The 18975-nt window shown below is 65.9% G+C and carries 18 protein-coding genes; 5 read left to right on the top strand and 13 right to left on the bottom strand.

The genetic code is table 11. The annotated features are described in order from the left end of the window. The first annotated feature begins 25 nt into the window (after nt 1-25). Together rsmA and CEJ42_RS11030 are read left to right on the top strand one after the other, a co-directional pair. Nucleotides 26-808: a 16S rRNA (adenine(1518)-N(6)/adenine(1519)-N(6))-dimethyltransferase RsmA gene (gene rsmA, locus CEJ42_RS11035; protein WP_088751096.1), complete on the top strand. Its 783-nt coding sequence runs from the start codon at nt 26-28 to the stop codon at nt 806-808. A 185-nt stretch (nt 809-993) separates the two neighbouring features. Then, complete coding sequence (locus CEJ42_RS11030) at nt 994-1341, top strand: hypothetical protein (RefSeq protein ID WP_079216710.1); 348 nt, start codon at nt 994-996, stop codon at nt 1339-1341. 97 nt (nt 1342-1438) lie between these two features. Here the strand turns inward: CEJ42_RS11030 and CEJ42_RS11025 are convergent, their stop codons facing one another. From CEJ42_RS11025 to CEJ42_RS10990, 8 genes are all read right to left on the bottom strand, one after another. Continuing rightward, the gene (locus CEJ42_RS11025) at nt 1439-2320 is read right to left on the bottom strand and encodes an L-fucono-1,5-lactonase (RefSeq protein WP_088751094.1); all 882 of its coding nucleotides are present in this window, start codon (nt 2318-2320) and stop codon (nt 1439-1441) included. A 97-nt stretch (nt 2321-2417) separates the two neighbouring features. Continuing rightward, on the bottom strand, nt 2418-3833 hold the full coding sequence (locus CEJ42_RS11020; RefSeq protein WP_088751092.1) for an FGGY-family carbohydrate kinase: 1416 nt from the start codon (nt 3831-3833) through the stop codon (nt 2418-2420). Nucleotides 3834-3878: 45 nt separating this feature from the next. Further along, entirely contained in the window at nt 3879-4193 is a 315-nt protein-coding gene (locus CEJ42_RS11015) for an L-rhamnose mutarotase (protein ID WP_088751171.1), read from the bottom strand. 27 nt (nt 4194-4220) lie between these two features. Next, complete coding sequence (locus CEJ42_RS11010; RefSeq protein WP_088751091.1) at nt 4221-5234, bottom strand: ABC transporter permease; 1014 nt, start codon at nt 5232-5234, stop codon at nt 4221-4223. Continuing rightward, nucleotides 5231-6274: an ABC transporter permease gene (locus tag CEJ42_RS11005; RefSeq protein ID WP_088751089.1), complete on the bottom strand. Its 1044-nt coding sequence runs from the start codon at nt 6272-6274 to the stop codon at nt 5231-5233. Before CEJ42_RS11005 ends, CEJ42_RS11010 begins: the two co-directional genes overlap by 4 nt. After that, on the bottom strand, nt 6265-7884 hold the full coding sequence (locus CEJ42_RS11000; protein WP_088751087.1) for a sugar ABC transporter ATP-binding protein: 1620 nt from the start codon (nt 7882-7884) through the stop codon (nt 6265-6267). Before CEJ42_RS11000 ends, CEJ42_RS11005 begins: the two co-directional genes overlap by 10 nt. 69 nt (nt 7885-7953) lie before the next feature. After that, nucleotides 7954-8982: a rhamnose ABC transporter substrate-binding protein gene (rhaS, locus tag CEJ42_RS10995; protein WP_079216704.1), complete on the bottom strand. Its 1029-nt coding sequence runs from the start codon at nt 8980-8982 to the stop codon at nt 7954-7956. A gap of 116 nt (nt 8983-9098) precedes the next feature. Continuing rightward, on the bottom strand, nt 9099-9905 hold the full coding sequence (locus tag CEJ42_RS10990; RefSeq protein WP_079216703.1) for a DeoR/GlpR family DNA-binding transcription regulator: 807 nt from the start codon (nt 9903-9905) through the stop codon (nt 9099-9101). A gap of 10 nt (nt 9906-9915) precedes the next feature. Here CEJ42_RS10990 and CEJ42_RS24490 point away from each other — a divergent pair, with 10 nt between their 5' ends. The 3 genes from CEJ42_RS24490 (at nt 9916) to rhaI (ending at nt 13726) form a co-directional block, all read left to right on the top strand. Continuing rightward, the gene (locus tag CEJ42_RS24490) at nt 9916-10197 is read left to right on the top strand and encodes a hypothetical protein (RefSeq protein WP_129587701.1); all 282 of its coding nucleotides are present in this window, start codon (nt 9916-9918) and stop codon (nt 10195-10197) included. Beyond that, nucleotides 10169-12301 (top strand): bifunctional rhamnulose-1-phosphate aldolase/short-chain dehydrogenase, encoded by a 2133-nt coding sequence (locus CEJ42_RS10985; protein ID WP_079216702.1) that lies wholly within the window; start codon nt 10169-10171, stop codon nt 12299-12301. The genes CEJ42_RS24490 and CEJ42_RS10985 overlap by 29 nt, the downstream gene beginning before the upstream one ends. 129 nt (nt 12302-12430) lie before the next feature. Further along, the gene (gene rhaI, locus CEJ42_RS10980; protein ID WP_088751085.1) at nt 12431-13726 is read left to right on the top strand and encodes an L-rhamnose catabolism isomerase; all 1296 of its coding nucleotides are present in this window, start codon (nt 12431-12433) and stop codon (nt 13724-13726) included. A gap of 76 nt (nt 13727-13802) precedes the next feature. Here the strand turns inward: rhaI and gloA are convergent, their stop codons facing one another. The 5 genes from gloA to glyS all read right to left on the bottom strand — a co-directional run bounded on the left by gloA (nt 13803) and on the right by glyS (nt 18969). Next, nucleotides 13803-14207 (bottom strand): lactoylglutathione lyase, encoded by a 405-nt coding sequence (gloA, locus tag CEJ42_RS10975; RefSeq protein WP_079216700.1) that lies wholly within the window; start codon nt 14205-14207, stop codon nt 13803-13805. 93 nt (nt 14208-14300) lie between these two features. Next, entirely contained in the window at nt 14301-15299 is a 999-nt protein-coding gene (locus CEJ42_RS10970; RefSeq protein WP_088751083.1) for a M48 family metallopeptidase, read from the bottom strand. Nucleotides 15300-15330: 31 nt separating this feature from the next. Then, complete coding sequence (locus CEJ42_RS10965) at nt 15331-16083, bottom strand: lysophospholipid acyltransferase family protein (RefSeq protein ID WP_088751170.1); 753 nt, start codon at nt 16081-16083, stop codon at nt 15331-15333. 128 nt (nt 16084-16211) lie between these two features. After that, the gene (gene gmhB / locus CEJ42_RS10960; RefSeq protein WP_079216698.1) at nt 16212-16769 is read right to left on the bottom strand and encodes a D-glycero-beta-D-manno-heptose 1,7-bisphosphate 7-phosphatase; all 558 of its coding nucleotides are present in this window, start codon (nt 16767-16769) and stop codon (nt 16212-16214) included. A 79-nt stretch (nt 16770-16848) separates the two neighbouring features. After that, nucleotides 16849-18969: a glycine--tRNA ligase subunit beta gene (gene glyS / locus CEJ42_RS10955; protein ID WP_088751081.1), complete on the bottom strand. Its 2121-nt coding sequence runs from the start codon at nt 18967-18969 to the stop codon at nt 16849-16851. Nucleotides 18970-18975: the final 6 nt, after the last annotated feature.

Below are 18975 nucleotides of genomic sequence, written 5' to 3'. Positions count from 1 at the left end.
CGCAAAGACACGACAAGACAAGACCATGAAACACATCCCGCGCAAACGCTTCGGCCAGAACTTCTTGACCGACGACGTCGTACTGCACGACATCATCCGCTCCATCTCGCCGGAACCCGACGACGCCATGGTCGAGATCGGCCCGGGCCTGGCGGCGATGACCGCGCTGCTGATGGACACGGTACGCCACCTGCACGTGGTGGAGCTGGATCGCGACCTGGTGGAGCGCCTCAACAAGCGCTTCGACAAGGCCCGCCTGACCGTGCATTCGGCCGACGCGCTCAAGTTCGATTTCACCTCGATCCCGGTGCCGCAGGGGCAGAAGCTGCGCGTGGTCGGCAACCTGCCGTACAACATCTCCAGCCCCTTGCTGTTCCACCTGGCCGCGATCGCGCCGCAGGTCAAGGACCAGCATTTCATGCTGCAGAAGGAAGTGGTCGAGCGCATGGTGGCCGAGCCGGGCGGCAAGGCCTACGGCCGCCTGTCGGTGATGCTGCAGTGGCGCTATCACATGGAGCTGGTGTTCGTGGTGCCGCCCGAGGCCTTCGACCCGCCGCCCAAGGTCGATTCGGCCATCGTGCGCATGATTCCGCTGGCGCAGCCCCTGCCTTGCGACGAGGCCCTGCTCGAGCAGGTGGTCACCAAGGCCTTCTCCCAGCGCCGCAAGGTGATTCGCAATTGCGTGGCGGGCCTGTTCACGGAAGACGAACTGAGGCAGGCCGGCGTCGATCCGCAAGCCCGCCCGGAAACTGTTCCCGTGGAGCAATTCGTCGCGCTGGCGCGCCTGCTGGGCGAGCGCCAGGCCTGATCGCGGCCCGACTACGGTCTGATTGCAGGTCTTCGCGAGCCGTTCCAGTTGCAGAAAGTCACAATTCGGGACGCGACTCGTAAGAACTGTAACCAAGTTTCAGAATCGATGGATTTCGATTTTTTGCGGCGTATATTGAAATCGTACCGCGACAACATAGCGGACTTTTCAGACAGGAGCCAATCATGGCCAGCAAAAAAATCGCATCGGTTCTGATCGCAAGCACTCTTCTCGCATCGGCTGCAGTCGTCAGCGCGCCCGCCATGGCGCATGGCCGCGGCGGCAATGACGGCGTCGCCATCGCCGCCGGCATCATCGGTGCGGTTGCCATCGGATCCCTGATCGCCAACGCCAATTCCGCCCCGGCCCAGCCGGTCTACCAGGCCCCGCCGCAGCAGGTCTACTACCAGGCCCCGCAACCGGTGTACTACGAGCAGCCGCGCTACTATGCGCCGCCGCCGCGCCCGGTGCGCTACGTGGAACGCACCGAGGTCTATCGCTATGACGACCGTCCGTACTACTACGGTCGCTGAGCCGGGTAGCAGATACGCAGACATCCACGTCTTGAGGACATGAAGAAGGGCAGCCATGCATGGCTGCCCTTTTTTCATGCGCGTGCCGTGTCCAGGTCTACGCCGCGATGCCATAGCAAGCGGCCGCGGTCCCGCCCCACAGGGCGTCCTGTTCCGAGGGGGACAGGCGCTGTTGCGCCCATTGCCCCACTACCGTCGTCACGCGCGCATAGGATGCCGCCAGCAGGCACACCGGCCAGTCCGAGCCGAACATCAGGCGTTGCGGGCCGAACGCCTCCAGCGCCGCGTCCAGGCACCACACGATGTGCTCGTAGTCCATCGGGCTCAGGCCGCGCAGCCAGTCCGCCTCCGTCACCAGCCCGGAAATCTTGCAGGTGAGGTGCGGCATGGCGGCCAGCTCACGCAGCTCGCCGCGCCAGCGCGCGAAGGCGGCCTTGCTCTTGCGGAACTCCTTCAATGCCGGCTTTCCCAGGTGATCCAGCACCAGCCAGTGACGATCATGCCGCGCGCAAAAACGCCGCACGGCCGGCAACTGGCGTTCGTGCGCCAGCACGTCGTAGACGTAGCGTTGCTGTTGCAGCCAGGCGATGCCGGCATTGAATGCCGGCTGCGTCAGCAATCCGGCCGTGTCATCCTCATCCTGCAACTGGTGACGAAACCCCAGCAGCTTGCCGTGCTCCCATTGGCCGACCTGGTCGGCGAGGGCCGGAGAAGACATGTCCTCCCAGCCGATCACCCCGGCGATGCAGCGGTCTTGCCGCGCCAGGTCGAGCAGGAAGGCGGTTTCGTTGCGTCCGGCGCGCGCCTGCACGGCGATCGAGGCGTGCAGGCCCTGCGCCTCCAGCAGCGGCTGGAATTGATAGGGCAGGCGGTCCTGCGCCAGCAACTCCATGCCGGCGCCTATCCACGGATAGTCTTCCGAGCGGTAACGCCAGAAATGCTGGTGCGCATCGATCCGCGGCGGTTTTTTCTTGCTCATGAGGGGCCCATTGCAGTGATCAACGCAAAAGGAACGCTCCGTGCGGCGGGCGCGATAAGCCGCCTCCAGCGGCCAACGGAGCCGGGTCGGCCAGGCGCTACTGCATGGCCGGCATGGTGTCCTGCGTCGCCCGCGCCAGCAGGGTCGCGCGCCATTGGTCGCGATAGGCGCGCAGGCCGCGCAGCGGCAGCGGCGTCGCCTGGTGCGGCGCCGGCAGGGGCGCGTCGCGCCGGGTCTTTTTCCAGTCGTGCAGCAACCAGCCGCCTATCGTGGTGCCGCTGCCGTCATCGGAGCAATAGACGCCGCGACCGCTCAGCGCGGCGAGCAAGGGGGCGAAGCACGGATTGGCCGTGAAGCTGCCTTCGATCACCACATCGCCTGCGGCTTGCAATTGGTCGAGGCAATAGTCGGCCATCAGCACGCAGTACAGGGTCGCCAGCGCGTAGCGCGCGGCGCCGCCCGCAGGCAAGGCGCCGATGATCTCGCCCGGGTCTCCTGCGAACGGTCCGCCGCAGCCGGAGAAACAAGGCAGCGCCATGATGCCGGCGTCGACCAGCGCTTGCAGCTCCGCGTTGCCGCATGGGCCGGCATGCGTGATGTCGCCGGCGAGTTCGGCGAACTCGCGGCCGCCCATGTAGCGCATGCAGGCCACCGCGTCGCCGTCGACATTGATGTTGGCCAGCATGTCCTGATGTTCCTGCAGGCGCTGCAGGTCGCCATCCAGCGCCGCTGCGATCACCCAGGTGCCGGTCGAGAGCACGATGCGCGGGGCCGACGGTCCGCCTGCCAGGTAGCGCAGCAGCGAAGCATTGCTGTCATGAATGCCGCACAGCACCTGGCAATCCGGCGGCAGGCCCGCCTCCTGCGCCAACGCCGGGCGTATCTTGCCCAGCGCTTCCCATGCGCCGCGCAGCGGCGGCATCAGCGAGGACCAGCCGCAGCGCGTGACCAGCGATGAATAAGCGCGCGGTCCCGGCTGCCACAGGTCGGTATGGCAACCAAGCGAGGTCAGCTCGCTCGCGGCCACGCCGCACAGACGCCACGACCAGTATTGCGGATACATGAGCAGGCGGCGGCCCCGCGCGAAAGCCTCAGGAAAGCTGCTCTGCAGCCAGTGCAGTTGCCGTCCCAGGTTCAGGCCCAGGCCAAGCTGCGGCGAACAGGTCTGGGAAAACGGAGGACGCTGCGCCTCATATGGAGCGCAACCGGCAGGCAAGAGGAAGTCGTGCTCGTAGTCCGGCACCGGCAGCACCAGTCCCTCGTCGTCCACCAGCGCGGCGGTTGCGCCGTGCGTGACCGGCACGATGGCGCGTATGGTCGCCACCATGGAAAGCTCGCGCAGCATGGCCAGCAGCCACGCCTCGATGGCGGCGACGTCGTGATGCGGGTAGGGGCCGTCGCGGCGCACCGCATTGGAGCGGCGTCGCGCGGCCAGCTCGCGGCCATGATCATCCACCAGGCTGAGCTTGATGTTGGTCTTGCCGATGTCGAAGATGGCGATTGCGCCAGTCATTGGATCAGTCATTGCAGCGGGTCCGTTGGTGCGCTCGGTGGGTGGTCAGGGGAGGTGGAACATCGGCGTCAACGCATGGGAGACCGGCGTGTTGTCGGGAGCGGTCTCCATCAGGTCGGCCATCGTGTCCCACCAGCGACGCATCACGGGATGGGCGGGAAGCTGCTCCATGCCGTGATCCCTCGTGCGGCGCAGTACCGCGAACAGCTTGCCGCTGGCCGGCTCCAGGAAGATGCTGTAGTCGCGCACGCCGGCCGCCCGCAACAGCTCGGCCAGCTCCGGCCACAGGGCGTCGTGGCGCATGCGGTATTGCGTCTCGCAGCCGGGCTTGAGCTGCATGGTGAAGGCGATCTGCTCCATGTGTCCGGCGTCCTTCATGGCAGGCCGTCAGCGCGTATGCCTGCCGCGCAACAGGCGCGGCACAGCGATGGTGACCAACAGCAGCATGCCCACCACAATGGTCATGATGATGCCCGGGATATTGGCCAGCGCCAGTCCGTACGTGACCATGCCCAGCGTGAGCACCGCCAGCATCACGCCGCCGATGGTGCCGGTGCCGCCGGCGATGCTGACGCCGCCCAGGATCACCACGGTGATGACTTCCAGCTCCCAGCCCAGCGCGATATTGGGGCGCGTGCTGCCGATGCGCCCGGTCAGCAGGAACGCCGCCAGCCCGGCCATGGCGCCGGTCAGAATGAACAGCGCCAGGCGGTAGCGGTCCACCGCAATGCCGGAAAAGCGCGCCGCGACCGGATTGGTGCCGATGGCATAGATGCGCCGCCCCCAGGCAGTGGCATGCAGCGCCAGCGCGAACAATGCGGCGGCCGCCAGCAGCACCATGAACGGACGCGGCAGCACGTCGAAGAAATATCCCTGTCCCCACTCGCCCAGCAGCTCGGGATAGTTGGTGAAGGCCTGGTCGCCCAGCACCACGCTGGCCAGCCCGCGAAACAGCGACATCGAACCGATGGTCACCACGATGGAGGGCAGTCCCATGCGCGTCACCAGCACGCCGTTGAGCGTGCCGCAGGCAATTCCCGTGGCGATGCCGACGACGAACAACCCTGCGGGCGGCACGCCATACTGGTTGGCCAGTCCCATCGCAACCGAGGACAGCGCGATCACGGCCGAGACCGAAATATCGATTTCGCGACAGATGATCAGCAAGGCCATCGGCAGCGCGATCAACGCCTTCTCGCTGAAGTTGAAGGTGCTGTCGGCCAGGTTGTAGGGATCCAGGAAATGCGGCAACAGCAGGCTGTTGGCGCAGAACACCGCCACCAGCAGCAGCGCCAGCAGGAATTCCCAATGCCGCAGGATGTCGCCGGCGCGAAAGCGCGCGCGTTCTTCGATGCGATAGCGCGATGTGGCGCTTGTGGGCGGCTCGCTCATGATGCTCATGGAGTGGTCCTCGCGATGGATGCGGATGGTATGGCGGAGGCGTGCCGATGCAATGGCAGGATCTGCTTGTGGCGCTTCTTTTCGCCCCGGGCATTGATCATCACCGCCGACAAGATGACGAGGCCGGTCAGCGCGCTCTGCCAGAACGGCGAGATGCGCACCATCGGCAAGGCATTGTTGATGACCGACAGGAACAGCGCGCCCAGCACCGCGCCGCTGATATTGCCCACGCCGCCGGCGATGCTGACGCCGCCGATCACGCAGGCCGCGATCACCGTCAGCTCGAAGCCATAGGCGATCTCGGTATAGGCCACCGCATAGCGCGCCACCCACAGATAGCCGCACAACCCGGCCATCGCGCCGGACATGCCATAGGTCCAGAACAGGCGGCGCGGCGAAGCGATCCCCAGGTAGGCGGCCGCCACCGGATCGTTGCCGATGGCGTACAGGTCGCGTCCGAAGCGCGTATGGCGCGCCACGAACCACAGCGCCGCCACCGACAGCGCGGCCAGCCACACCAGATGCGTGAAGCCGCCCAGGCGCGCCAGCGGGAAGGCGATGAAATCGGCCGGCATGTTGCGCGAGGACACCCAGGCGCCACCCGAGAGCACGAACACCAGCCCGCGATAGACACTCATGCTGCCCAGCGTCACCACGATGGGCGGTAGTTGCAGGTAGCCGATCAGCCAGCCGTTGACCAGGCCCAGCCCCAGACCGATGACGATTGCGACGGCGATCACCGCGCCCACCGGCAGTTGCGGATAGTGCATCGCCAGCAGCGCCGACATCATGCCCGACAAGGCCAGGTTGGACGCCACCGACAAGTCGATGCCGCGGGTCACGATCACCAGCATCTGGGCCAGCGCCAGCATGATGGTCAGCGCGCTGTCGGTGGCCAGGTTGTCGAGGCTTTGCAGCGACAGGAAGGTGGGCGCGCGCAGTCCGACCAGCAGGATCAGCGCCACGGTCAGCGCCGCCAGCAGCGGTTCGCGCCGGCGCGTCAGCAGCGCGGCTGCGCCAAGGCGTTGAGTCAGTGCCATGCCGGGGCTCCCTGTGCTGGCGGCGTACAGCCGGAGGCGGCCGCCGCCAGCCGTTCGGCCGTGGCCTCGTCGCGTGTGAATTCGCCTTGCATGGTGCCCTGGTGCATCACCATGATGCGGTCCGACATGCCCATCACCTCCGGCAACTCGGACGACACCAGGATCACGGCCAGGCCCTGCCGCACCAGCTCGCCGATGAAGCGATGCACCGCGGCCTTGGAGCCGATGTCGATGCCCTTGGTCGGCTCGTCCAGGATCAATACCCGCGGTTGCGTCGACAGCCATTTCGCCAGCACCACTTTCTGCTGGTTGCCGCCGGAGAGCTGCGCCACCTGTTGATGGAAGTGCGCGGCCTTGAGCTCCAGCTGCTCGCACAATCGCCGTGAAATCTCCAGCTCGCGCCGGCGATGGCGGCGCAGGAAGAAGCCGATGCCCGGCAAGATGGGCAGCGTGATGTTCTGGAAGATCGGCAGCGACAGCATGGCGCCCTGGCGCTGGCGATCCTCCGGCACATAGGCGATGCCGTGCGCGACGGCTTGCGCGGGCGAGCTGATCTTCACCGCGCGACCGTCGATGCGCACCTCGCCCTGCGCCTCCGGCGACATGCCGAACAGCGCCTGCATGACCTCCGAACGCCCGGCGCCGACCAGGCCGTAGAAGCCCAGGATCTCGCCGGGTTTGACGGCAAAGCCGATGTCGCTGAATTCACTGGGATGGCTCAATCCGCGGACCTCCAGCAGCGGCGCATCGGCTGTGCCGGATGCGGCCGGACGCGAGAATACCTGCCCCACTTCACGCCCGACCATCAGCGAGACCAGCTGCGGCTCGGTGACGTCGGCCAGGTTGCCGGCGGCGATGAAGCGGCCGTCGCGCAGCACCGTGTAACGGTCGGCAACGGCGAAGATCTCGTCGAACTTGTGCGAGATGAAAATGACCGCCGTGCCGGCCGCGCGCAACTGGCCGATGATGCGGTACAGCTCGCCGATCTCGTGGTGCGACAGCGCGGCGGTGGGTTCGTCCATGATCACCACGCGCGCCTGTTGCGACAAGGCGCGTGCGATTTCCACGAAGTGACGCTGCGCCACGCTCAGGTCCTTGACCCGCGCGCGCACCGGCAAGTCCACTTCCAGCCGCTGGAACAGCGCTTGCGCCTCCTGCTCCATGCGCGGCCAGTCGATGCGCGGCGGCATGCCGCACAAGGGCTGGCGGCCGATGCAGATATTCTCGGCCACGCTCAGCTCCTCGAACATCACCGTCTCCTGGTGCACGGCAGTGATGCCGCCCTGCATTGCCGCCTGGGGATTGGCGAAGCGCACCTCGCTGCCGCCCAGCGAGATGCTGCCTTCGTCGGGCTGGTGGATGCCGGTCAGTATCTTGACCAGGGTGGATTTTCCGGCGCCGTTCTCGCCCAGCAGGGCCATCACTTCGCCGGCGCGCACCGAGAAGCCCACATCCTGCAAAGCCACCACGCCCTGGAAGCGCTTGCCGATGCCGGACAGCGCCAGCAGCGGCGAGGTCGACTCGCCGGCGTGGATGCGGCCGGCGGGCGTCGCTTGCGCCGACGGCGGAGGGCGCAGCGCGCCCTGCACGGGTAAAACGGTAGAAGCCATGGCGAAACTCGGTTTCCGTGGTGAGACGTTTTCAATATCGTGGCGCCGCTATGCGGCGCCACGATCCGTTCAGAAGATCTTGGCGAATTTGTCGACGTTGGAGGCGTCGTAGGTGAACGGCGGCGCCAGTGCGGCCTCACCCGAAGCATCCAGCTTGATCGACCCCATGCGACCCACGGCAATGGTTTCGCCGTCCTTGCCCTGGGCCTTGCCCTTGGTGAACTGGTAGGCGGCGTAGGTGGCCGCATAACCGAGGTCGATCGGGTTCCAGATCGCGAAGCTCTTCACCGCGCCGCTCTTGACGTGGCCGGCCATTTCGGAGGGCAGTCCCAAGCCGGTCACGTACACCTTGCCGACCAGCTTCTCGTCCGCCACGGCCTTGCCGGCGGCGTTGATGCCCACAGTCGTCGGCGCGATGATGGCCTTGAGATTGGGATGGCTGCGCAGCAGGCCGATGGCTTCGCGATAGCTCTTGTCGGACTGGTCGTCGCCGTACACGGTAGCCACCAGTTTGATCTTGGAAAACTCGGGCTTGGCCAGCGCCTTTTTCATCTCGCCGATCCAGATGTTCTGGTTGGTGGCCTGTGCCGTGGCCGAGAGGATGGCCACTTCACCGGCGCCGCCGATGGCGTCGGACGCCATCTGGATCTGCTTCACGCCGATCAGTTCGGCGTTGGAGGGATTGAGCTGCATCAGGCGACCGGCGCGGGCGATGCCGCTGTCGAAGGACAGCACCTTGATGCCGCGCTGCATGGCGCGCTTGGCGATCGGCACCAGCGCGTTGGCATCGTTGGCCGAGATCACGATGGCGTCGACCTTCTGACTGATCAGCGAATTGACGATCTCGATCTGGCCTTCGGCGGTGGGCGTGGTGGGGCCGGTGTAGATGACGTCGACGTCGCCCAGTTCCTTGGCGGCTTCCTTCGCGCCTTCATGGGCCGCGTCGAAGAAGCCGTTGCCCAGGCTCTTGACGACCATCGCGATGCGGACCTTCTCCGCCGCTTGCGCCGGCAGCGTGAAGCCGATGGCGGCCACCAGCAGCGCCAGTGCCGCCGTGCGCACCTGCCCTGCAGCCGCGTTTGTCTTGTTCTTGATCATGCGGTGTCTCCTTGTTGATGATTGAGCAGCGGGCTGGGGGCGCAACGCCGCCCGGCCATGCCGTGGTGAAATGCCGGGAACGGATGATCCCGGCAGGAGAGGTGGTCCGACCGGCGTCAGTCTTCCAGCACCAGTTCTTGTTCTTCTTCCGGCGTGACGGTCATCACCTGCACGCCGGCATGTTCCATCATCTGCACCGCCGCGTCGGACGCGTCGGTGTCGGTAATCAGGCAGCTCACACGGTTCAGGCCGCACAGGATCAGGCCGGCCTTGCGCGAAAACTTGCTGCTGTCAGCCATCACGATCAGCTGTTCGGCCTGGCCCAGCAGCCGCTTCTCGGCCTGGATCAGCAGCGGGTCGACCTCCATCAGGCCCAGCATCGACAGTCCGTAGATGCCCATGAACATCTTGCTGGCGTAGTGGTGCTGGGTGATGTCGTTATCGAAGGGGCTCAGGATGACGTTCTGCTCGCGGTAGATCTGGCCGCCGGGCACGATGATCTGGTTCTCGCTGGTGGTCAGCAGGCGTTCGGCCATCAGGAAGGAATTGGTCAGGATCTTGAGCCGCTTGTGCGCCAGGAACTCGGCCATCATGAAGGTGGTGGTGCCGCCGTTGATGATGATGGTCTCGCCGTTCTCGCACATGCCGGCGGCGTGCCGGGCAATCGCCCGCTTGTGCGCCGGGCGCCGTTCCAGGCTGGCCTGGAAGGTTTCGCCGGTCAGCGCGAAGGCATTGCGCTTGGGCTCGATGCGTTCGGCGCCGCCGCGGGTGCGCGTGAGCATGTTGCGCTCGGCCAGGAAGGAAATGTCGCGGCGCACCGTGGCTGCGGAGGCGTTGAGCCAGGCGCAGAGCTGGTCGACGCTGGCCGAGGCGTGTTCGCCCAACAGGCCCAGCAATCGCTTGCGGCGGTTATGGTTGATCATGTGCGTCTCCATGATGTCGCTGGCGGCGCCGGTCGTTGCCGGGCGCCTTGTCCAGTTTTCTCGTTATGTGGCAAGACTAAGCATCGGCAAAAAACAAGTCAACAAACAATCAATCAACTTATTGATTACTTCGCAAACAATCAATAAGTTGATTGGAGATCGATTGACTCTGATTGAAAGCTGCTTTTTACTTGTCTCCATGCTGCGGGGAAGCGATGCAAGTCATCCGCAGAGCGCATCCATAATCAAAACCGGAGACACGCATGACCACCGCCTTTTCTTCCGCTTCTGATGCCGCGCCGGCCAAGGCCGGCAAGCAAAGCATCGTCTCGGCCTGGGACGACGCCCACGCCGCCACGCTGGACGAAGCTCATCTGCTGCTGTACCGCTCCAACCTGCTGGGCGCGGACAAGGCAATCACCAACTTCGGCGGCGGCAACACCTCCGCCAAGATCCCGATGACCGATCCGCTCAGCGGCGAGCAGGTCGAGGTGCTGTGGGTCAAGGGATCCGGCGGCGATCTGGGCAGCATCAGGCTGGACGGATTTGCAACGCTTTACATGGACAAGCTCAACGCCCTGCGCGGCCGCTACCGGGGGCTCGAGCACGAGGACGAGATGGTCGGCTACCTGCCGCACTGCACCTTCAACCTCAATGGGCGCGCCGCCAGCATCGACACGCCGCTGCATGCCTACATCCCGCGCCGCCACGTCGACCATATGCATCCGGATGCGCTCATCGCCATCGCCGCCTGCAAGAACAGCCGTGCGCTGACGGCGCAGATCTTTGAAGGGGAGCTGGGCTGGCTGCCCTGGCAGCGTCCCGGCTACGATCTCGGCCTGAAGCTGGAGCAGATGGTGCGCGAGCAACCCGCGCTCAAGGGCATCGTCCTGGAAGGCCACGGCCTGTTCACCTGGGGCGACACCGCCAAGTCCTGCTACGAAAACACCCTCAATGTGATCCGCCGCGCCGATGCGTGGCTGGGATCCAATGCGACCGGCGCCGCTTTCGGCGGCCAGCGCCACGCAGCCCTGCCGAACGGGGAACGCGCCGCACTGGCCGCGCGCCTGATGCCGCTGTTGCGTGGCAAGATCAGCCAGGCCGAATACAAGCTCGGCCATTTCGACGACAGCGCGGCCGTGCTGGAATTCGTCTGCAGCAACGATTTGCAGGCGCTGGCCGCGCTGGGCACATCCTGCCCCGATCATTTCCTGCGCACCAAGATCCGTCCGCTGGTGCTGGATTACACGCCGGAGGCGCCCGATTTCGATGCCCTGGTCGCCGGCCTCGATGACGCGCTGGAAGCCTATCGCAAGGATTACGCCGCCTATTACCAGCGCTGCGCGCGCGCCAACAGTCCGGCCATGCGCGACCCCAATCCGGTGATCTACCTGATCCCCGGCGTAGGCATGCTGTCCTTCGCCAAGGACAAGGCCACGGCACGCATCGCCGGTGAGTTCTACATCAATGCGATCAACGTCATGCGCGGCGCCAACGGCGTGGACGCCTATGTCGGCCTGCCCGAGCAGGAGGCCTTCGATATCGAATACTGGCTGCTGGAAGAGGCCAAGCTGCAGCGCATGCCCAAGCCCAAGAGCCTGGCCGGGCGCGTGGCGCTGGTGACCGGCGGCGCCGGCGGCATCGGCCAGGCCGTGGCGCGCCAGCTGCTGGCCGAAGGCGCATGCGTGATGCTGACCGACATCGACCAGTCCGCGCTCGACAGCGCCTGCCAGGCGTTGTCCCGGCAGGCCGGTTCCGACGCGGTCGCCGCCGTGCGCGCCGACATCACGCGGGAAGACGACGTGGCCGGCGTGATCGACAATGTGGCGTTGCGCTTCGGCGGGATCGACCTGCTGGTGTCCAACGCCGGCATCGCTTCGGCCTCGCCGCTGGAAGACACCAGCCTGGAAACCTGGCAACGCAATATGTCGGTGCTGGCCACCGGTTATTTCCTGGTCAGCCGCAGCGCTTTTCGCAGCATGACTTCGCAGGGATTGGGCGGCAGCATCGTCTACGTCGCCAGCAAGAACGGTCTGGTCGCCTCGGCCGGCGCTTCCGCCTACTGCACGGCCAAGGCGGCGGAGATCCATCTGGCGCGTTGCATCGCCCTCGAAGGCGCGCCGCACGGCATTCGCGTCAACGTGGTCAACCCCGATGCGGTGATCCGCGGCTCGCGCATCTGGGACGGCAAATGGAAGGAAGAGCGGGCCGCCTCCAATAAGATCGGCAGCGACGATATCGAGGAGTTCTATCGTCAGCGCAGCCTGCTCAAGCGCAGCGTGCTGCCGGAAGACATCGCCGAAGCCGTGTACTTTTTCGCCAGCGAGAAGTCGGCCAAGAGCACCGGCAACATCCTCAACGTCGATGCCGGCAACGCCGGGGCCTTCACACGCTGAGGCGATAGGGGCGATAGGGGCGATAGGGGCGATAGGGACGATAAGGCGTACGATCGCATCCATCCCTGACGTCACAGGGAAATAAAAACGGCGCGGCACAAGGATCGCGCCATCCTTCACGGAGACACCATGACTTACCGTATTTCAAGCGACTTCCTCGCCCAGCACAACGCGCGCGAACAACGCCGGCTCGACGCCGACTACGACGCGCTGGCCGGCATGCTGCAGCGTCGCGGCGGCGACATCGAGGCGCTGGTTTCGCTGGCCGCCGGTTTTTCGGTGGCGCTGCCCAGCTGGGGCGTCGGCACCGGCGGCACCCGCTTTGCGCGTTTTCCGGGCAAGGGGGAGCCGCGCAACGTATTCGACAAGATCGATGATTGCGGCGCCATCCATCAGCTGACCCGCGCCACTCCCGGCGTCTCGCTGCACTTCCCGTGGGACCGCACCACCGATCCTCGCGCGTTGCGCGAGGCGGCGCAGCAGCACGGCCTGCATTTCGACGCGGTCAATTCCAACACCTTCCAGGACGCGGCCGGCCAGGAGCACAGCTACAAGTTCGGCAGCCTGACCGCCAACGATCCGGCGGTGCGCGCGCAGGCGGTGGCGCACAACATCGATTGCGTCGAACTGGGCCATGCGCTGGGATCGAAGGGGCTCACCGTATGGGTCGGCGACGGGGCCAATTTTCCCGGACAGCACAACCTGCGCGGCGCGCTGGAGCGCTATCTGGAGAGCATGCGGGCGATCTACGCCGCCTTGCCCGCGGACTGGCTGATGTACATCGAACACAAGCTGTTCGAGCCGGCCTTCTACGCCACCACCATCGCCGACTGGGGCACCAGCTTCGCTTGCGCCACCGAGCTCGGTCCCAAGGCCAAGTGCCTGGTCGACCTCGGCCACCACGCGCCCAACACCAATATCGAGATGATCGTGGCGCGCCTGGCGCAGTTCGGCAAGCTGGGCGGCTTCCATTTCAACGACAGCAAATACGGCGACGACGACCTGGATTCGGGCAGCATCAATCCCTTCCAGCTGTTCCTGGTCTTCAATGAATTGCGCGACGCCGCCGTGCGCGAGGGCGATGCGTTCAAACCGGCCTATATGCTGGACCAGTCGCACAATGTCACCGACCCGATCGAAAGCCTGATGACTTCCGCCGTCGAGGTGCAGCGCGCCTATATCCAGGCGGCGCTGGTCGATGCCCAGGCCCTGTCGCATCACCAGAAGAACAACGATGCGCTGATGGCTGCGCAGACGTTGAAGCAGGCATTCCGCACCGACGTCGGCCCCATCCTCGCGATGGCCCGCCTGCGCAACGGCGGCGCTATCGATCCGGTGGGCTGCTATCGCGCCAGCGCCTACCGCGACCACAAGCGCGCCGAGCGGCCGCAAGCGGAGGGCGCCAGTAGCAGCGGCATCGTCTGATCCCCGGTCGCTGTTTGCCGGCAATGAAAAAAGCCCGCGTGAAGCGGGCTTTTTTCATGTTCTTGCCAGGCTCGGGTCAGTCGCGCGCGCCGGCCTGTTCCTTCTTCTGGATGAACTCGATCTTGTAGCCGTCCGGGTCGGCCACGAAAGCGATCACGGTCTTGCCGTGCTTCATCGGGCCGGCTTCGCGGGTGACGGTGCCGCCCTTTTGCTTGACCGCTTCGCAGGCAGCGTAGGCGTCTTCCACTTCCAGGGCGATGTGGCCGTAGCCGGTGCCGAGGTCGTAGCTCTCGGTGTCCCAGTTGTGGGTCAGCTCCAGCACGGTGTGGGTGCTTTCGTCGCCGTAGCCGACGAAGGCCAGGGTGAACTTGCCGTCGGGATAGTCGTTCCGGCGCAGCAGCTTCATGCCCAGCACGGTGGTGTAGAAGTCGATGGAGCGGTCCAGGTTGCCCACTCGGAGCATGGTGTGCAGCATTCGCATGAGATTCCTCTTTTGGGTAGGTGGCGGCTGTAGGTGAAATACCTGCCTTGGGAAGTCGGCGCGCCCGCCATGCGTGAGGCGGCGCGCCTGCGGTCAGAAGATCGGCAGGGTCTCCGGCGCGTTGTCGCGCAGGGCCCGCTTGGCCGATTCGAATTCAGGGAAGATCGATTGCACGGTGGCCCAGAACTGCGGGCCGTGGTTCATCTCGCGCAGGTGCGCCAGTTCATGGGCGATCACGTAGTCGATCAGCGGCAGCGCGAAATGCATCAGGCGCCAGTTCAGGCGGATGCGGCCGTCGGCGGTGCAGGAGCCCCATTGCGTGGTCGCCGAGGACAGCGCATAGGAGCGGTAGGTCACGCCCAGCTTCTCGGCGTAGATCATCAGCCGCTTGCCGAACAGTTCCTCGGCGCGCGCCTGCAGCCAGCCTTGCACGCGGTCCTTCAGCTGTTGTTCGCCGGCGTCGCCGGGCAGGCTGACGCAGAGTTCGCGGGTTTGCTCATCGAGCTGCACGCCGAAGCGCTGGCCGGCGCGGATGCGCAGCGTGATGTCGTTGCCCAGGTAGGGCAGGGTGGCGCCGTCGCGCCATTGCATCTGCGGCTGCAGGCGGCGCGCCGAGCGTTCGCGGCGTTCGTTGAGCTTGGTCAGGATCCAGCGCTGCTTCTCGCGGATGGCGTTGTCGATCTCGGCGATGGTCACCCACTTGGGCGCGGTCACGCGCAGGCCTTCGTCGCTGACCAGGAAACCGATGGTGCGGCGCTTGGAGCGCAGCAGCGCGTAGTCGATGGTGTGCTCGCCGAGATGGATGCGGCGCTTGCCGTCGGCCGGTCGGCCGGTCGGCGGCGGCACCAGGGTGTTGACCGGAACCGGCGGCGCGGCGATCACCGGCGGTGGCAGCGGCGCGGCATGCACCACCGGCGCGGGCGTGACGATCAGCGGCGGCTGCACCGTCGGCGACGGCAAGGCGGGGCCGGGATCGACGGCAGGGATGACGGGGGGCGCGGACGACTCTGCCTGCTCCGGTTCCGGAGCGAACAAATCCAGTTGCAGCAAAAGCTGGTTGGGCTGGGTCTTGGGTTTGCGAAGCAGTTTCAAGGGAGTCGCGGCGTCCTGGGAGTGCGGTTGGCTATTTGCTAAGACCGGCCGGATCAGCGGAAGCGCCGGCGGCTTGCCGGGGCGCGCTGTTCTTGTATGCGTCCGGCGAAATCACGCGCATCTCGGATTCTATCCAATTTTCCACGCGCTCGTTCAACTCCTGCGGCGTCAGGCCTTCGGGCGAAATCGGCTTGCCGATGGAGACGATGATCTTGCCCGGCCGCTTCACGAAGGTGCCCTTGGGCCAGTGTTCGCCGGAGTTCATGGCGACCGGCACCACCAGGGTGTTGGTTTCCACCGCCAGGCGCGAGCCGCCGGCCTTGTATTTGCCCTGCGAGCCGACCCTGGTGCGCGTGCCCTCGGGGAACATCACGATCCACTGGCCGTCGCGCAGGCGCCGCCTGCCGTGTTCCAGCACCTGCGAGAAGGCGTCGCGGCCTTTGCTGCGGTCGATCGGGATCATGCGCAGCAGCGCGATGCCCCAGCCGAAGAACGGGATGTAGGTGAGCTCTTTCTTGAACACGAACACCAGCGGGCGCGGCATGTTGATGACGTAGAAGATGGTCTCCCAGGCCGACTGGTGCTTGGAGAGCAGGATCACGGGCGCGTCGGGCAGGTTTTCCCTGCCGCGGATCTCATAGCGGATGCCGCAGATGACTTTCGCGGTCCAGATGACGAACACGTTCCAGCGCGAGGTCCACCAATAGCGCTGGGCGTAAGGGAAGGGGGCGGACAGCAGGCAGGCGAAGGACCAGATGATGGTGGCGACCGCCATCAGGACCATGAACACCACCGAACGCAGAATCAGGGTAAGGCGCAAAATGCTTTTCTCCCATGCCGCAGCATGCTTGTGTTGTGAGGCGGACGGCGCAGGATGCGGGCCGTCCGGGCCGCTCGTGGTACGAGCGCCTACTATACCGAAACGTCGACCGGCGACTTGAGAACGAAATCAACCACCGCCGACAAATCCGGATAGGTCAGCGTGCCCGGCGGCAGGCCGCCCTTGGCCTGGGTTTTCTCGCCCTTGCCGGTGAGCACCAGGCAGGGCGCGCAGCCGGCCACGTAGCCGGCCTGCAGGTCGCGCAGCGAGTCGCCCACGGTGACCACGCCGCCGCGCAGGCTGATGTTGAAGCGCTTGGCGATCTCGTGGAACATGCCCGGCTTGGGCTTGCGGCAGTCGCAGTTGTCGTCGGCCGAGTGCGGGCAGAAGAACACCGCGTCGATGTCGGCGCCGACCTGCTGGGCCGCGCTGTGCATCTTCTGGTGGATGGCGTTCAGGGTCTTGATGTCGAACAGGCCGCGCGCCACGCCCGACTGGTTGGTGGCGACCACCACGCGATAGCCGGCCTGGTTCAGGCGCGCGATCGCTTCCAGCGAACCCTTGATCGGGATCCACTCGTCGGGCGATTTGATGAAGGCGTCGGAGTCGTGGTTGATGACGCCGTCGCGGTCGAGGATGATCAGTTTCATGCCTTTGGCTTCCCTTTATGCAATCCGCCGCGCAGGCCCGAAGGCCATGCGCGGCGGAGCTTCCCTTGCAGCGTTTCGATCAGGCGGCCAGCTTGGAGATGTCGGCCACCTGGTTGAGCATGCCGTGCAGTTCCGCCAGCAATGCCTGGCGGTTCTTGCGCAGCTGCTCGTCTTCGGCGTTGACCATGACGTCGTTGAAGAAGGCGTCGACATTGGTGCGCAGCTGGGCCAGCGCCTTGAGCGCGCCGGCGAAGTCGCCCTTGTCATAGGCCGCCTGCACTTGCGGACGCGACAGCTGCATGGCCGAGTACAGGCCCTGCTCGGCGACTTCGCGCAGCAGGCCGTTCTGTACCGCGCCATGGCCGTCGATGGCCACGCCTTCGATCTTCTTCAGGATGTTGGTGATGCGCTTGTTGGCCGCGGCCAGCGCTTCGGCCTCGGGCAGGGCGGCGAAGGCCTTCACAGCGTCCAGGCGTTCGACCACGTTGTCCAGCATTTCAGGCTGCTGCGCCACCACCGCTTCGACCTCGTTCTGGGCGAAGCCGCGCTCGCGCAGCAGGCCGCGCAGGCGGTCGTAGATGAAGGCTTGCACGTCGGCCCGCGGATCCTTGAAGTTGGCGTTGCCGGCGAACAGCGCCACGGCTGCGTCCAGCAAGGCGTTCACCGACAGGGGCAGGCGCTTTTCGACCAGCATGCGCAGCACGCCCAGGGCATGGCGGCGCAGCGCGAACGGGTCCTTGTCGCCGGTCGGCTGCAGGCCGATGCCCCAGATGCCGACCAGGGTTTCGAGCTTGTCGGCCAGGGCCACGGCGGCGCCGGTGGCAGTCGCTGGCAATGCATCGCCGGCAAAGCGCGGCTGGTAATGCTCGGACGCGGCCAGCGCGACCTCGTCGGCTTCGCCGTCGTGGCGTGCGTAGTAGGTGCCCATGATGCCTTGCAGCTCGGGGAACTCGCCCACCATGTCGGTCAGCAGGTCGGCCTTGGCCAGCAGCGCGCCGCGTTCGGCCAGCGCCACGTCGCCGCCCAACAGGCCGGCGATCTTGCCGGCCAGCGCCTTGACGCGCTCGGTGCGTTGCAGCTGGTTGCCCAGCTTGTTGTGATAGACCACGTTGGCCAGCTGCGGCACGCGGTCGGCCAGTTTCTTCTTCTTGTCCTGCTCGAAGAAGAACTTGGCGTCCGACAGGCGTGGGCGCACCACGCGCTCGTTGCCGCCGATGATGTGCTCGGGATGCGCGGTCTCCAGGTTGGAGACGATCAGGAAGCGCGAACGCAGCTTGCCCGCGGCGTCGGTCAGGGCGAAATACTTCTGGTTGGTCTGCATGGTCAGGATCAGGCATTCCTGCGGCACGGCCAGGAATTCATCCTCGAACCGGCACTCGTAGACCACCGGCCACTCGACCAGCGCGGTGACTTCGTCGAGCAGGCTTTCCGGCATCAGCACCTGGTCGGCGCCGGCCTGGGCCAGCAGCGCGGCGCGGATCTTTTCACGGCGCTCGGTGAAGCTGGCGATGACGCGGCCTTGCGAGACCAGCGTCTCGACGTAGGCGTCGGGCGCGGAAATCTGCAGCGCGCCCTGCGACAGGAAGCGATGGCCCAGCGTGGTGCGGCCGGCGTCCAGGCCGAGGATGTTCAGCGGCACCACGTCGGCGCCGAACAGCGCCACCAAGTAGTGCGCCGGGCGCACGAAGTGCACGGTCTCGCCGGCGGCGCGGCCGAACTGGCGCTGGTAGCTCATCACCTTGGGGATGGGCAGCTTGGACAGGGAGTCCTCCAGCGCGGCCTGCAGGCCGACGGCCAGCGGCGAGCCCTTGGCGGTATAGGTGTAGAAGAAGCTCTCGGCCTTGCCGTCCTGCGCGCGCTCGAGCTGGTCGGGCGTGATCACGGCGGCGCCGGTGGCGGCGGCCAGCGCCGCCAGCTTCTTGACCAGCGGCGCGGCCGGACGGCCTTCGGCGTCCAGGCCGACCGATACCGGCAGCACCTTTTCACGGATGGATTTGTCCGGCGAGGCGGCGCGCACCTTGGTCACGTTCACGGCCAGGCGGCGCGGCGTGGCATAGGCGGTGGCGACGGCATCGGCTTCGAGATAGCCGCGGCTTTGCAGGCCGTTGAAGATGCCGGCGGCGAAAGCGTCGCCCAGCTTGGCCAGCGCCTTGGGCGGGAGTTCTTCGGTGACGAGTTCTACGAGGAGTGTCTGGTTCATGTCGTT

Origin of the sequence: Herbaspirillum robiniae (assembly GCF_002213415.1) — a bacterium.
Taxonomy (GTDB): Bacteria; Pseudomonadota; Gammaproteobacteria; order Burkholderiales; family Burkholderiaceae_D; genus Herbaspirillum; species Herbaspirillum robiniae.
Note: the sequence above shows the minus strand (reverse complement) of the source record. Positions and strands in the feature narration are given on the sequence as shown.